The sequence below is a fragment of the Duganella sp. 1224 genome (genome assembly GCF_013408245.1).
Taxonomy (GTDB): Bacteria; Pseudomonadota; Gammaproteobacteria; order Burkholderiales; family Burkholderiaceae_D; genus Rugamonas.
Genome location: NZ_JACBYS010000008.1, coordinates 172036 through 186682, shown reverse-complemented (window position 1 = coordinate 186682; position 14647 = coordinate 172036). Strand labels below are relative to the sequence as shown.

The window sequence follows — 14647 nt, the reverse complement described above, 5'->3', positions numbered from 1 at the left end:
TGCGGCGTGGCAGTCGCGTGGGGCGGGGAGCGGCTTAGGAGGTGCGGCGCTGGGTGCGGTGGGCGCTGCGGCTCTTGCGGCGCGAGGCGGCGCGGCGCACGGGCTTGTGCTGGTATTTCTTGGTTTCGCCGCTTTCAGCGCGCTGCTTGTTGACGATGCGCGAGGCCACTTCCTCCTCCCGCCCCTTGTAGCGCCCTTCCTTCTTGAATTTGCGCTCCAGCTTCTCGTATTCGCGTTCCCGCTTGGGACTGGCTCCTCGTGGCATGGCGGACTCCTGTAGATGACGATAGCCGCCATGATGCGCGCCGCCCGCCATTGCGTTCGTTCGCTGCATAACCTTACTGTTGCTTCAGATGGTTGACGAACCAGCGCCCCGCCGGCCCAGGCGGATGATCCTTCATGTGAATCGCATGCATCGAGAACCCCGGCCCAAGCCGCGCGTGCAACGCCACATCAATCCTTACCAGCTTGCCGCTGCGCAAATCGTCCTCGACCATGTGCAACGGCATGTAGCCCCAGCCCAGGCCGGCCTTGAGGAAAGCATGCTTGGCCCCAAGGTCCGCCAGCCGCCAGGTCTGCGCCGCCATCACGCCGAAGTTGCGGCCGGCGGTCAGCGTCGAACGGTCGGTCAGCACCAGCTGCACATGCTGGCCGGCCACCTCCTGCGCAATCGGTCCGTGGTGCGCCGCCAGCGGATGGTTCGGCGCCGCCACCGCCACCGCGCCCACGCTGAGCAGAAACTCCGATGCGCAGCCGGCCGGAATCTCCGGCAGCGAGCCGATGATGGCGACACGGCAACGGCCATCCAGCAACGGCTGCACCACCGCCCCCAGCGCCTCGACGTACAGCCGCAGCGGCGTGGTCGGAAACTGCCGTTGAAACGCCTGCACCGCCGCCGTCAGCGTGGCAATCGGAAACATCACGTCCACCGCTACCGCCAGCTCCGGTTCCAATCCCTCGGCCAACGTGCGCGCCTTGGCCTTGAAGGCGTTCATGCCGTCGACGGCGGCGCGCGCCTGGTCCAGCAGCGCGGCACCAGCCTCGGTCAGGCGCGGGTAGCGGCCGGTACGCTCGAACAGCGCGAAGCCGACCTGCTGCTCCAGATTGGCCAACGTGGTGCTGACCACCGACTGCGCGCGCCGCAACTTGCGGCCGGCGGCCGAAAAGCTGCCCTCGTCGGCGGCGGCAATGAACGTGCGCAGTTGATCGAGCGACATGGCGTCCAGCATGCATCTACTCCCTGTATGGATTCCATCTAATTATATAGGCTATTCAGATCCACCATGCCGGCTTACCATGCTGCTCATCAACGCAACATTCTTGAGGAGCACAACGATGAACCAACGCAACGTCGCTTTCCGCACCGCCGGCCACACGCGCGGCCCGATCACGCGGCTGGCCAGCCCCGGCGATGCGGGCGAGCTGATCAAGCCCTTTGTTTTCCTGGACCGCTTCCTGCTGCCGGCCGGGGATGGTGGCCGCATGGGCATGCACCCGCACTCGGGCATCGCCACCGTGACCGTGCTGCTGGACGGCGCCATGGAATACCGCGAAACCACCGGTGCCGAGGGCGTGCTGCGCACCGGCGGCGTCGAATGGATGAGCGCCGGCAACGGCGTCTGGCATGACGGCGGCCCGGTCGCCGGCGAACACGCGCTCGGCTTCCAGCTATGGCTGGCGCTGCCGCCGGAGGATGAGAACGGCCCATGCGAGAGCCGCTACCTATCTTCCGATCAGGTGCCAGCCGTGGGCCCGGCCCGTATCATCCTCGGCCGCTACGGCGAGGCCGCCAGCCTAGTGCAGCCGCGCGCGTCGCTCACCTATCTGCACGTGAAGCTGCGGGACGGCGAGCGCTGGACCTACACGCCGCCGGCTGGCCATACGGTAGCCTGGGTGGCGCCGGCCAGCGGCGCGCTGCGCAGCGGCCGCACCACCATCGGCCGCGAGCTGGCGATTTTTGAGGAAGGCGCATCGCCGCTGGAGTTTGTGGCGGAGGGCGCGACCGAGTTCGTGCTGGGTTCGGCGGTCAAACATCCGCACGACCTGGTCACCGGCTACTACTCGGTGCACACCAGCGCCGCCGCGCTTGAACAGGGCGAAAACGAAATCCAGCGCATCGGCAAACAGCTACGCGCAGCCAATTTAATCTAAACAGTATAAAAGGAATACCATCATGAACAGCAATACCATCTCGATCATCGGCCGCGTCCTGCTGGCCACCATCTTCGTGTTCAGCGGCATCGGCAAGATCATGGCGCCGGCTGCCACCATCGGCTATATCGCCTCGTCCGGGCTGCCGCTGGCGCCGCTCGGCTTCGCCATCGCGGTGGCGGTGGAACTGGGCGGCGGCCTGGCGCTGGTGTTCGGCTTCCAGACCCGCATCGTGGCGGCCATCCTGGCGGCGTTCTCGGTGGCGACGGCGCTGGCCTTCCACACCAACTTCGCCGACCAGAATCAGCTCATCCACCTGCTGAAGAACTTCGCCATGGCCGGCGGCCTGTTGCAGGTAGTGGCCTTCTACGGCAACAAGGCGAAGGCCTGATCTCATCCGATCCGGCTAACCCTATCCGCCAGCGTTAGCCCTCGCTTTGGCAAGGTGCCAGCCGCCTGGCCGCCGCCGATAATCCTTCTCATCGTTGTTCGAGAAGGATTATCGCCATGAATACCCAAACTGTTTCGCTGATCGGCCGCGTCCTGATGGCCGTGATTTTCTTTTACAGCAGCTTCAACAAGATCACCGGACCGGAGGAAACCCTGGCCCTGATCCGCAGTTCCGGCCTGCCGTTCGCGCCGGTGGCGTACGCGGCCTCGCTGATGGTGGAGCTGGGCGGCGCCCTGGCATTGGTGTTCGGCTTCCAGCTGCGCATCGCAGCCGCCATCCTGGCCGCGTTTTCGGTGGTGACCGGGCTGGCCTTCCACAACCACCTGGCCGACCAGGCGCAGGTCTACAACCTGCTGAAGAACTTCGCCATGGCCGGCGGCCTGCTGCAACTGGTGGCGTTCGCCAGGCCCAAGGCTTAAGGCTTGAGAAACAGCGCCTGCAGGTCGCCGTAGGGCATGGCCTTGGCGATCAGCGGGCCGGCGTTGCCGCTGTCGATGAATCCCTTGGCCATGCCGGCCGCCACCGACCACAGTGCCTGCGAAATGCCGGAGCCGGCGCTCAGGCGCGCCACGCCGAGGCGATGCAGTTCGCCGGCTGGCGGCAGGCCCGGCCAGTCCATCACGTTGAGCGGCAGACCGGCACCGGCCACCACCGCCTTGATCTCGTCCACCTGGCAGATGCCGGGCACGAACAGGCCGTCGGCGCCGGCGTCCTTGTACAGCCTGGCGCGCTGCAGCACCTCGGCCACGCGCTGCCCTTCCGGCGCCAGCCCTTTCAGGTAGACGTCGGTGCGGGTGTTGATGAAGATGTCGTGCCCGGACTGCGCGGCCAGCGCCTTGATGGCGCGGATCTTGTCCGCCAGCAGCGACGGCGCGTCGTTGCCGTCCTCCAGGTTGATGCCGGCCACGCCAACATGGATCAGCCGCAGCACATGGCGCGCCACCTGCTCGGGTTCGGCGGCGTAGCCATTTTCAAAATCCACCGACAGCGGCACCTTGATCACGCGCGCGATGTTGGCGGCCACCGCGATGGCGCTGTCGACTGGCAGGTGGTCATTGTCGGCATAGCCCTGCGCCCACGCCACGCCGGCGCTGGTGGTGGCGATCGCGGCCGCGCCCAGGCTTTCGAATAGCCGGGCGCTGCCGGCGTCCCAGGCGTTGGGCAGGTGCAGCAACTGGTTGCCGTCGTGCAGTTGTTTGAATGCGCTCATGCGGTCTCCGTCAGAAAAGGCTGGCTTGCGCCGTGGTCAGGCTGGTGAAACTGTCGTTCATCGGCTGCAGGATGGCGTCGGCGATCGGCTGCAGTTGCTTGGTCAGGTAGTGCTCGTAATCGATGTTGGAACGCTGCACCTCCAGCGGTTCCGGGCCGCCGGTGGTCATCACGTAGCTGATCCAGCCGCCGTTCTGGTAGCGCAGCGGGCGGCGCTGCGACTGGTTGTATTCGTCGGCGATGCGGGCGGCGCGCACCTGCGGCGGCACGTTGACCTTGTACTCATCCAGCGGCTGGCGCAGGCGCTTGCGGTAGACCAGCAGGTCGTCGTGGTCGCCGGCCAGCGTGCGCTCGGTGTAGTCGCGCACATAGTCCTGGTACGGCTCGTCCTTGAAGATGCGGGTGAACAGCCCCTGCTGGAACTGCTGCGCCAGCGGCGTCCAGTCGCTGCGCGCCACTTCCAGCCCGCGATAGATGACCTCCTCTTCGCCCCTGGCGTTGACCGCCAGGCCGGCGTAGCGCTTCTTGCTGCCAAGGTCGGTGCCTCGGATGGTCGGCATGAAGAATTTTTGATAGTGCGTGTCGAACTCGATTTCGAGGTGGCATTCGAGGCCGTACCGCTCGCGCAGGGTGGTGCGCCACCAGGCGTTGATCTGGTCGGCCAGTCGCTGGCCGATGGCCAGCGCTTCGGCGCTCGGGTATTCCTTTTTGAGCCAGATGAAGATCGAGTCGGTGTCGCCGTAGATGACGTCGTAGCCTTCGGCCTCGACCAGCTCGCGCGTCTGCTTCAGCATCTGGTGGCCGCGCAGCGTCACCGACGACACCAGGCGCGGATTGAAGAAACGGCATTCGCTGGCGCCCAATACGCCGCAGAAGGAATTCATCAGCAGCTTCAGCGCGGTCGACAGCGGCTCGTTCTTGGCGCGCTTGGCAGCGTCGCGCTGCTTCCAGATGTCGGTGGTGATGGCCGGCAGGCAGTGCTTGTCGCGCGAGAACACCGTGCCGTTGACGCCCTCCACCACCGTGGCCGGGTCGTCGGCGATCTCGCCCTCGACCAGGCCGACTGGATCGACCAGGAAGGTGCGGATGATCGACGGGTACAGGCTCTTGTAGTCCAGCACCACCACCGAGTCGTACAGGCCGGGCTTGGAATCCAGCACGAAGCCGCCCGGCGAGGCGCCGCCGCTGACGTCGCCCACGTTGGGCGCCACGTAGCCCTCGCGGTGCATGCGCGGCAGGTAGTGGTGGTTGAAGGCGGCGATGGAGCCGCCCAGGTGATCGGCCGCCAGCCCGGTCACGGTGGCGCGCTCGATCATGAAGGCCAGCAGGTTGGCCTTGGCGAAGATGCGCGTGACCAGCTCGCAGTCCTTGAGGTTGTACAGCGCCAGCGCCGGCTTGTCGTGCTGGAAGCGACGCTCGATTTCCGCCATCTTGTCGTAATCGTCGCCGATGTCCTTGCCCTCGCCCAGCATGGTTTCCGCCACGTTTTGCAGGCTGTAGGACGGGAAGATCCACGAGGCGGCTTTCAGCGCGTCGATGCCGTCGAGGATGATGCGGCCCGGCAGCGGCGCAAACAGATAGCCCTGCTTGCCGGGATGCTCGCGCCATTCGATGGCCTTGCCTTCGCGCCCCAGCGCCAGCGGCACCTTGTGCTGGTCGGCGTTTTTCTGCAGCACGCGCAGGTCGAACTGCACCACGTTCCAGCCGATGATGACGTCGGGGTCGTGGCGCGCCATCCAGGCGTTGAGGCGTTCGATCAGCTGGCGCGGCGTGGCGAGGTATTCGAGGTCGAAGTCCAGCGCGGGCGCTGGGGCGTCGGCCGGCGGCGCGCCCAGCATGTAGACCTGGCGCTGGCCGCAGCCTTCCAGCGCGATCGAGTACAGGTCTTCGTAGGCGCTGGTTTCGATGTCCAGCGACACCATTTTCAGCGTCGGCCGGTAGTCGGGCGCGGGCTTGAGCTTGCAGTTGTGGATGACCTGGCCGCTGGCGTGGCCGCCCTCGGTCTGCACGCCGGCGGTGATGAAGCGCTCCATCAGGTAGCGCTCGGGCGGGCGGATGTCGGCCTCGTACAGCTTGATGCCGTGTTCGCGCAGCGTGCGCTCCAGCGCGGTCAGCTGCTTGTAGCGCGAGGCGTAGACGCCGATCACCGGCTGCTGCTGGAAGGTTTTCAGCGGCAGTTCGCGCAGGGCGATGCCGGCGTCCGCGCCGATCTGGGCGGCCACGGCTTCCCGCAGCGCGGCCTCGGCGAAGGCCACCGAGGTTTGCGCGGTCAGCCGCACCTTGCGCGGGCCAGCATCGGTGGCCAGCCAAAAATCGATCTCCGTTCCGCTGGGCGTGTCGCGCCAGTGGCGGGTCAGGATGAAGCCGGTTTGTGGGATATGCGTCATGCCGGAATTATACTGTATGCGCATACAGGCGGGGTGGCGGTGCGCGGTTCCCGGCTGCCTGGAAGCGTGCGTCGTGTGGCGGCCAGTTTCCCCCGCACGGCGGCAGGCAGGGGTCAGACCCCGTACGGGGTCTGACCCCACGACTGGGGTGCCGGGCAACACTCACTCGGGCAAAAAAAAATCCGGCGCGGGGCCGGATTTTTTGGGGCGCTGACTGATTACGACGATTTGATCAGGCCCGAGATGTAGGTCAGCGAAGCGGTCAGTTTCGGACCCAGGATGGCCAGGCCGGCGGTGATCGCGGCGGCGATGGCGGCAGCCATCAGGGCGTATTCGATGGCGGTGATGCCGTCTTCGTTGCGGATGAAGTTCTTGATTGCGTTCATGATTGAATCCTCGTTAAAGTTGATTGAAGGGGCTACTGCGTCAACTAAAACGGGGTTCGGGTTTTAGGTCCTGCTGTGCTGCACTGCTGATGTAATGCATTCTACGCACCGCCACGCCGCCGCACAGCCGACAAACGTCACTTTCTGCACGTGACATTTGTACCGATAAAAAAAAGCCCGCTGCAGAGAGCGGGCTAAATCTATTTCCTTGGAGGAGAATAGAGGAGACAGGTGTAATCATGCCCGCCGCCGACCTATTAAGCCAATTTATCTTTCTGATGCCAGAGATTCACGCAGCGCATAACACGCTTAGAACTTCACATCCAGCTTGACGCTGAAGTAGCGGAACACGTCGCGCGGCGGCACCCAGCTGCTGGCCGAAACCTGCGGCGAGGTCGGCGTAGGTCCGGCGCGGAATGACGACGGGCCGCTGGCATTGGCGTTCGGAATATAGAAGCGGTCGAACAGATTGTTGATGCGGAAGCTCAGCTTGTACTTGTCCTTCGGATCGCGTACGCCAAAGCCCAGATCGGTGATCGCGTACGGATCGTTCTTGGCGTTCGGGTCGTTGTTGATGTTGGTGTTGTAATCGCTCTGGTAACGCACGCTGACGTCGGCAAAACCCCGCAGCGGCAGCTTGGGAATCGCGAAGTCGTAGCTGGCGCGCAGGTTCAGCTTGATCTTCGGCGTGCCCGGGAACACCGAGTTGTCCAGGTTCTGCACGCCGGTGGTCGAACCCGGCGTGATCGGGAAGCAGGCCGTGTTCTGGCCGGCGATCGAGCCGTTGGCCGCGTACTTGGTGCCATTCACCGCCACATTGGTCGGGTCGCTGTAGCACGGACCGTTGGCCCATTTCTCGATGGTCGGCAGCGTGAAGGCCAGCGCCGCGTTCACCGTCAGGTCCTTGGCCGCCAGCGCGTTCACGTCCAGTTCAAAGCCGTGGGTGGCGATGTGCGGAATCGAATTCAGCTGGCTGTAGATGGTCGGGTCGTTGGGCAGCACGTAGGTGACGTTCTGCTGGTAGCCGAAGAAGTCCGAGTTGAAATAGGTGGCTGCCACCGACATGCGGTTGTCGAACAGGTTGGCCTTGGTGCCCAGCTCGAAGCTCTGGCTGGTTTCCGGCTTGACCGGGAACGCCGCCGATGCCTTCAGGCCCGAGGTCACGTCATACGCCTCACCCTTGTAGCCGGTCGACACCTGGGTGTAGACCATCCAGTCCGGCGTGATCTGCTTCTGCAGGCTCAGCTTGCCGGTGGTGGCGCGGTCGGTGTTGCCGGTGCTCTGGAACTGGTCGACGCCCACCGGACCCGGCACGAACGAGGCCTCGGTCAGCTGGTTGGTGTAGTAGTTGCGCTTGTAGTGGTAGCCCGAGATTTCCTCGTTGAAGCGCAGGCCGCCGGTCAGCGTCCAGCTTGGAATGAATTCCCACGACGCCTGGCCGAACACCGCCTTGTTGGTGTTGTAGATATCGGTGTAATAGTTGGTCGGGCTGGACGGCGAGTTGCCGCTGCAGACCGTCGGCGCCACGCAGTAGCCGCGGATGAAGTGGCGGTAGATCTCGTTGTGCGCCGCCCACAGGCCGGCCACGTACTTGAAGTTGCCGGTGTCCGGCGACACGTAGCGGATTTCCTGCGTCTTCGAGCGGATGTCGTAGGTGCCGAACTGGTTGTTGCCCACGGTCGGAATGGTCGAGCCGGCAACGGCGATGGTCGGCACGTCGGTGAAGTCCTGGTCGCGGAAGTCGTTGGCCAGGTATTTGCTCCACGAGGTGATCGACATCAGCGTGGCGTCGTTCGGCAGCGTCCACGCCACCTTGAGGCCGACGCCGCGGTCGCTGGAGATCAGGCCGGTCGGGAAATCGCGGCGCACGTTGCGGTTGTTCGGATCGTTGACGTTGATGCCGGCCAGCACCGAGGTGGCCGGCAGCAGCGGATTGCCGTTCAGGTACACGCCATCCAGGCCGATCGGCGTCGACACCACATTGCCGGCGGCCGCCGACCCGGTGCGCAGCACAAAGCCGTTGACGGCGGTGACGCCGCGCGAGTTTTCCTGGTAGTTGTAGCGCGGCGACAGGTCGACCTGCACGTTGTCCAGCGGATTCCACTGCAGCTTGGCCATGAAGGTCTTGCCGCCCGAGCCGTTGACGTCCTTGCCGTCGGTCAGGTTGTGGAAGGTACCCGGCAGGCGGCTCTTGCCGGCATACAGGCGCAGCGCGAAGTGCTCGTCCAGCTGGCCGCCGGCCGAGGCGTTGACGCGCCACTCGTTGTCGTTGGTCAGGTAGGTGCTGGCGCGGTACACCATCGGGCCGGAGATCGGCTTGGTGACGATGTTGACGGCGCCGGCCACGGCCGACTTGCCGAACAGCGTGCTCTGCGGGCCCTTCAGCACCTCGATGCGCGACACGTCGGCCAGGTCTTTAAATGCCTGGAACTGGGTGGCGATCGGAATGTCGTCGATGATCACCGCCACGTCCGACTCGACGCCGATGCCGACCGACACGGTGCCGATGCCGCGCATGAAGATGGCGTTGTTGGCGGCGGTGGTGCCCGAGTTCAGCGTCAGCGACGGCATCTGCGCCACCACGTCCTCGATTTCGCGGATATTGGTGCGCTGGATTTCCTGCTCGCTCATCACCGAAATCGCCATTGGAACGCTTTCCAATTTTTCGACGCGTTTATTGGCGGTCACCACCACCGTCTCCAGGGTGCCGGGTTTGGTGGTGGATTCTTCCTGTTGCGCCTGGGCGTTCATGGCCAGCAAGGCCAGCGCCATGGCCGACGCCATCGGCGTCAGGGGGATGGTCTTTTTCATCGTCGTCTCCTGCTTGTAGTTTTAGTTAATCGTTTAACTTGCGTGACGACAAAGATTAATGCAGCCCTCTTGAGATGTCAACACGAAGTCGACACCTGTGGGACCGCCAAACAACAGTTCAGTAATAGACCGACGGAAAACGATTACCTTGCTTTTAAGATAATCACTTGTAGCGCGCCAGTTCCATCTTGCCGATCTGGGCGCGGTGCACCTCGTCCGGGCCGTCGGCCAGCCGCAGTGAGCGGGCGCTGGCGTAGGCATGGGCGAGGAAGGGATCGGCCATGCCGCCGCCGCCCTGCACCTGGATCGCCCAGTCGATCACCTGGCAGGCCATGTTGGGCGCCGCCACCTTGATCATGGCGATCTCCTTGGCCGCCACCTTGTTGCCGACGGTGTCCATCATGTAGGCCGCGTTCAGCACCAGGAAGCGCGCCTGGTCGATCAGGATGCGCGCCTCGGCGATGCGCTCCAGCGTCACGCCCTGGTGCGCCACCGGCTTGCCGAAGGCCACCCGCGACAAGCTGCGCTGGCACATCTGCTCCAGCGCGCGCTCGGCCAGGCCGATCAAGCGCATGCAGTGGTGGATGCGGCCCGGTCCCAGCCGGCCCTGGGCGATCTCGAAGCCCCTGCCCTCGCCCAGCAGCAGATTCCCGGCCGGCACGCGCACGTTGTCAAACACCACCTCGGCATGGCCGTGTGGCGCGTCGTCGAAGCCGAACACCGGCAGGTGGCGCAGGATGCTCACGCCCGGCGCATCGCGCGGCACCAGTATCATCGACTGCTGCTTGTGGCGGTTGTCATTGTGCGGATCGCTCTTGCCCATGAAGATGAACAGCGCACAGCGCGGATCGTTGGCGCCGGACGACCACCACTTGCGGCCGTTGATGACGTAGGCGTCGCCGTCGCGCACGATGGAGCTTTCGATGTTAGTGGCGTCCGACGAGGCCACCGCCGGCTCGGTCATGCCGAAGCACGAGCGGATGCGGCCGTCCAGCAACGGCGCCAGCCATTGCCGCTGCTGCTCCGGCGTGCCGTAGCGCGCCAGCACTTCCATGTTGCCGGTGTCCGGCGCCGAGCAGTTGAACACCTCTGGCGCCCAGTGCACGCGGCCCATGATCTCGCACAGCGGCGCATATTCCAGGTTGCTCAGGCCGGCGCCCTGGTCGGAATCCGGCAGGAACAGGTTCCACAGGCCGACCGCGCGCGCCTTCAGCTTCAGTTCCTCCATCAGCCTGGTCGGCACCCAGGCGTTGCCGGCGGCGCGGTTGGCGTCGATCTCGGCGTGAAACGCCGCCTCGTTCGGATAAATATGCTCATCCATGAACGCCCGCAGGCGCGCCTGCAGTTGCTGTACTTTCGGGCTGTAATCGAAATCCATCTTGTCTCCCTTATCGGTAGGTCACCGCGCCCGGTTGGCCCAGCCATTCCAGGTGCGCGTAATTATTCAGATAGCTCAGCGTGAACTGGCCGGGACGGTGCATCAGCTTGGTGACGGCGCAGTTGGCCAGCGTCCAGTTCAGCTCCATCACCTGGAAATCCTGCAGGCCCAGCAGATGCTGCATCAGCGCCGCGATCACGCCGCCGGAAGTGAACACGATGGTGGTCTGCTTGCTGCTGTCGGTGTCGAGCCGTTCCAGTGCGCGCACGCAGCGGCGGCGGAAGTCTGGCCAGGTTTCGGTGTAATCGCCGTCGTGCCAGCCGCCCATCCAGCGCTGCATGGCGGCGCGGAACAACTGCTCCAGCGCGCGCGGCGGATCGCCATGGCTGGCCAGCAGCGCCTTGAACGCCACCGCGTCGGCGAATTCGGGGCAATGGCGCAGCAGCACCTGGTGATGGTCGAACTCGGCGAAGTCCTCGTCGGTGATCCACTCGGTTTCAATCAGCAACTTCTTCGGCAGCGCGCCCATGCAGGCGTCCGCCGTCTGCCGGTGGCGCGCCATGCCGCCGTTGATCACCTTGTGGAACGACTGCCGCGTATTGGCATACCACTGGCCCAGCAGGCGCGCCTGCTCGAAGCCCAGTTCCGACAACTGGTCGTAATTCGCCTTGCCGAACGAGGCCTGCCCATGGCGCACCAGAAAAATTTGTCCCATATCGCCTCCCGCGTAAGACCTGTAGCTTACCGGCCGGCCTATAATTCATCAAATGAATAGAATTAATGCTCACCGATAAATCCCATGCATCTATCCAAGGTCGACCTCAACCTGTTCACCGTGCTGGAAGCCATCTACGCCGAAGGCAGCATCACGCGCGCCAGCCAGAAAATGCACCTGACGCAGCCGGCCATCAGCCACGCGCTGAACCGCCTGCGCCAGCTATTCGACGATCCCCTGTTCGAGCGCCAGGGCCACGTGATGACGCCAACGCCGCTGACGCGCTCCATCATCGAACCGGTGCGCCGCGCGCTGCGCGGCTTCGAGGTGACGTTGACCGGCGCCGCCCGTTTCGACGCCGCCAGCAGCGAGCGCAGTTTCTCGCTGGCCGTGCGCGACGTGCTGGAAGCCAGCGTGCTGCCGCCGCTAATGACCGGCATCGCCGCCGCCGCGCCATCGGCCACGCTCAACACGCTGCAAGTGAGCCGCAAGGAACTGGCCGGCGAGCTGGCCGCCGGCACACTGGACGCCGCCATCGACATCCTGCTGCCGCTGCCCACCGAGGTGCGGCGCGCGCAACTGGCGCGCGACCAGACCGTGGTGCTGGTGCGGCGCGGCCATCCGCTGATCAAGCGCGGCAAGCTGACGCTGGAGACATATCTGGCGCTGGAACACATCCAGACCAGCTCGCGCCGGCGCGGCCCCGGCCTCGAAGATGTCGAGCTCAGCCGCCAAGGCCTGCAACGCCGCATCCGCCTGCGCTGCCAGCACTACTTCGCCGCCTGCCGCGTGGTCAGCCAGACCGACCTGGCGCTGACCATGCCCGACCGCCTGGCGCGCATCGTCAACCGGCAGTTCAACAACCAGATTTTGCCGGTGCCGCTGGACCTGCCGGCGCTGGACGTCTACCTGTACTGGCACGCCAGCGTCGACAACGACCCGGCCAACAGCTGGCTGCGCGGCCAGATCGCCGCCGCCATGCAGCCCGGAGAAATGTGACCTGGGCTAAGCCGGACGCCGGATCAACGCCACCACCAGCACCGCCAGCAAGGCCATTACGCCAGACACGTAACCGATATTCGCCACGCCCAAGGCCGAAATACTGATGCCGCCGATCAGCGCGCCCAGCGCGATACCGCCGTTGGCGGCCGACACATTCATGGTGCCGGCCAACGCCTGGGCCTGCGTCGCGGCCTGCATCACGCGGATCTGGCAGACCGGATACAGCGCCGTATTCGCGATGCCCCATACCGCCAGCGCCAGCACAAACCAGGCGCCGCGACCGGCCAAAGCCATGCTCGCCGCCATGCCTGCCGCCAGCACCAGGCAGAACGCCGCCGTCGTGGCCAGCGGCCGCTGGCCAGCCCACAAGCCGCCCAGCCAGTTACCCAGCAAGCCCACCGCGCCAAAGCCCATCAGCCACCAGCCGACCAGCGCCGGCGGAACGCCGGCCGATTTCTCCAGCATCTCCGCCAGATAGGTGTAGCCGGTGAACATCGCGGTAAACACCAGCACCGACAGCGCGACATTGGCCAGGAAGAAGCGGCTTTTCAATATCCGCGCCTGATCCGCCATGCGCACCGGATGATGCGCGCGCACTGACGGCATGTACGCCGCCAACAACACCGCAATCAGCAGCGACAGCACGGCCAGCAGCCCGAAAGCGCCGCGCCAGCCGATCGCATCCGAGGCCAGCGTACCGAGCGGAATGCCAAACAGCATCGCGCCGGAGATTCCCAGATAGACCCGCGACACCGCGCGTCCGTCCTGCCCCGGCGCGGCGATCTGCGCGGCCGTCTCGCTCGCCGTGCCCCAAAACACCGGCAACGCCAGCGCCGGCAACAGGCGTGCCAGCGCCAGCACCCAGCCATTTGGCGCCAGCGCCGCCAGCGCATTCGACGCGGCGAACACCAGCAGAATCGCCACGAACAGCCGCTTGCGCTCGACATTGGCCAGCCACGCCGTCAGGAACGGGCCGCACAACATCACCACCACCGCGAACAGCGTCACCAGTTGGCCGGTGGTCGCCACCGCGAGGTGCAAATCACGCGCCAAGGCCGGCAGCAGGCCGACAATCAGAAATTCGGTCGTCACAATCACAAACGCGGCGACCGCCAGAAGAATAGAAGTAAACATGCGGCTTGACCTGGTAACAAATGGCCGCCATGATAACCACGACAAAAATTCTCGTGTTGGATGATTCTTCCATCCCTTAATAGAAATAAATTCCATGAGCGCCACGGAACGCCTGAAAGGCCTGGAAACCTTCGTCGCCGTCGCCGACGCCGGCAGCTTCACCGCCGCCGCCACGCGACTGCACCTGACCAATTCCGCCGTCGGCAAAGCCATCGCCCGGCTGGAGCAGCGGCTGCACAAGCAGCTATTCGACCGCAGCGCGCGCCAGCTGACGCTGACCGACGCCGGCGCCGCCTTCTACGCATCGTGCGTGCGCATCCTCGATGAACTGGCGGTGGCGGAGCGCGCGCTGTCGGACGAAGACACCATTCCCGGCGGCCGCCTGCGCATCGACCTGCCGGCCACCTTCGGTCGCCTGAAAGTACTGGCGCCGCTGCTGGAATTTGCCGCGCACCATCCGCACATCACGCCGCACATCTCGTTCACCGACCGCTTTGTCGACGTCATCGAAGACGGCATGGATTTGGTGGTGCGCATCGGCGGCGACGACGCCTGGCCGGCGGCGGTGGGCTTCCGCCACCTCGGCAATGAAGAACTGATCTTCTGCGCCGCGCCGGCCTACCTCGCCAGGCACGGCGCGCCGCAAAGCAGCGCCGACCTGGCGGACCACGACGCCATCCTGTATGGCCGCGCCGATGGCAGCACCCAACCGTGGCGCATCCGCGACGGCGCCGCGCCGCAGGCGCGCCAACACATTCAGGGCCGCATGATCTTCGGCCAGGCGGAATCGCAAGTGGCGGCGGTGGTCGCGGGACTGGGTCTGGCACAGTTGCCCACCTGGCTGGTGGAGCAGCACATCCGCGACGGCAGCCTGGTCCACATCCTGCCGCAGCTGGCCACCGAGGGGCTGCCGCTGCACCTGCTGTGGCAGCGCAGCCGCGAACACGCGCCCAAGGTGCAGGCGCTACGCCAGCATTTCGAAGCCACGCTGCGCATCGCGCCCTAGCAGGATTTAACGTCCTC

At 65.2% G+C, this 14647-nt stretch carries 14 protein-coding genes; 5 read left to right on the top strand and 9 right to left on the bottom strand.

The genetic code is table 11. The features are described 5' to 3' along the window. Positions 1-34: 34 nt before the first annotated feature. A complete protein-coding gene (locus tag FHW58_RS24825; RefSeq protein WP_179675707.1) occupies positions 35-265 on the bottom strand; it encodes a hypothetical protein in 231 nt (76 codons plus the stop codon). A gap of 73 nt (positions 266-338) precedes the next feature. Further along, positions 339-1229, bottom strand: coding sequence for a LysR family transcriptional regulator (locus tag FHW58_RS24820; RefSeq protein WP_179675855.1), 891 nt, complete (start codon positions 1227-1229; stop codon positions 339-341). 106 nt (positions 1230-1335) lie between these two features. On the opposite strand from FHW58_RS24820, the gene FHW58_RS24815 reads away from it, so the two are divergent. The 3 genes from FHW58_RS24815 to FHW58_RS24805 all read left to right on the top strand — a co-directional run bounded on the left by FHW58_RS24815 (position 1336) and on the right by FHW58_RS24805 (position 3021). After that, the gene (locus FHW58_RS24815) at positions 1336-2151 is read left to right on the top strand and encodes a pirin family protein (RefSeq protein WP_179675854.1); all 816 of its coding nucleotides are present in this window, start codon (positions 1336-1338) and stop codon (positions 2149-2151) included. A gap of 22 nt (positions 2152-2173) precedes the next feature. After that, positions 2174-2542 carry a DoxX family protein gene (locus FHW58_RS24810; protein WP_179675853.1) on the top strand — a complete coding sequence of 123 codons (369 nt, stop codon included), beginning with the start codon at positions 2174-2176 and terminating at the stop codon, positions 2540-2542. A gap of 116 nt (positions 2543-2658) precedes the next feature. Continuing rightward, positions 2659-3021: a DoxX family protein gene (locus FHW58_RS24805; RefSeq protein ID WP_179675852.1), complete on the top strand. Its 363-nt coding sequence runs from the start codon at positions 2659-2661 to the stop codon at positions 3019-3021. Here the strand turns inward: FHW58_RS24805 and FHW58_RS24800 are convergent. The 6 genes from FHW58_RS24800 to FHW58_RS24775 all read right to left on the bottom strand — a co-directional run bounded on the left by FHW58_RS24800 (position 3018) and on the right by FHW58_RS24775 (position 11488). Beyond that, positions 3018-3812, bottom strand: a complete 795-nt coding sequence (locus tag FHW58_RS24800) for an isocitrate lyase/phosphoenolpyruvate mutase family protein (RefSeq protein ID WP_179675851.1) — start codon at positions 3810-3812, stop codon at positions 3018-3020. The two genes, FHW58_RS24805 and FHW58_RS24800, sit on opposite strands and share 4 nt — an antisense overlap. A 10-nt stretch (positions 3813-3822) precedes the next feature. Beyond that, positions 3823-6198: a DNA polymerase II gene (locus FHW58_RS24795; protein ID WP_179675850.1), complete on the bottom strand. Its 2376-nt coding sequence runs from the start codon at positions 6196-6198 to the stop codon at positions 3823-3825. 218 nt (positions 6199-6416) lie between these two features. Next, positions 6417-6584, bottom strand: coding sequence for a Flp family type IVb pilin (locus FHW58_RS24790; protein WP_179675849.1), 168 nt, complete (start codon positions 6582-6584; stop codon positions 6417-6419). A 309-nt stretch (positions 6585-6893) separates the two neighbouring features. Then, positions 6894-9395, bottom strand: coding sequence for a TonB-dependent receptor (locus FHW58_RS24785; protein WP_179675848.1), 2502 nt, complete (start codon positions 9393-9395; stop codon positions 6894-6896). 163 nt (positions 9396-9558) lie between these two features. Further along, positions 9559-10773: an acyl-CoA dehydrogenase family protein gene (locus FHW58_RS24780; RefSeq protein WP_179675847.1), complete on the bottom strand. Its 1215-nt coding sequence runs from the start codon at positions 10771-10773 to the stop codon at positions 9559-9561. A gap of 10 nt (positions 10774-10783) precedes the next feature. Further along, complete coding sequence (locus tag FHW58_RS24775) at positions 10784-11488, bottom strand: histidine phosphatase family protein (RefSeq protein WP_179675846.1); 705 nt, start codon at positions 11486-11488, stop codon at positions 10784-10786. A gap of 84 nt (positions 11489-11572) precedes the next feature. Between FHW58_RS24775 and FHW58_RS24770 the strand changes: the two genes are divergently transcribed. Further along, positions 11573-12487 carry a LysR family transcriptional regulator gene (locus FHW58_RS24770; protein ID WP_179675845.1) on the top strand — a complete coding sequence of 305 codons (915 nt, stop codon included), beginning with the start codon at positions 11573-11575 and terminating at the stop codon, positions 12485-12487. A gap of 6 nt (positions 12488-12493) precedes the next feature. Here FHW58_RS24770 and FHW58_RS24765 read toward each other — a convergent pair whose 3' ends face one another. Then, positions 12494-13624, bottom strand: a complete 1131-nt coding sequence (locus tag FHW58_RS24765; protein WP_179675844.1) for an MFS transporter — start codon at positions 13622-13624, stop codon at positions 12494-12496. A 94-nt stretch (positions 13625-13718) separates the two neighbouring features. On the opposite strand from FHW58_RS24765, the gene FHW58_RS24760 reads away from it, so the two are divergent. Beyond that, a complete protein-coding gene (locus tag FHW58_RS24760) occupies positions 13719-14630 on the top strand; it encodes a LysR family transcriptional regulator (protein WP_179675843.1) in 912 nt (303 codons plus the stop codon). The last annotated feature ends 17 nt before the right edge of the window (positions 14631-14647 follow it).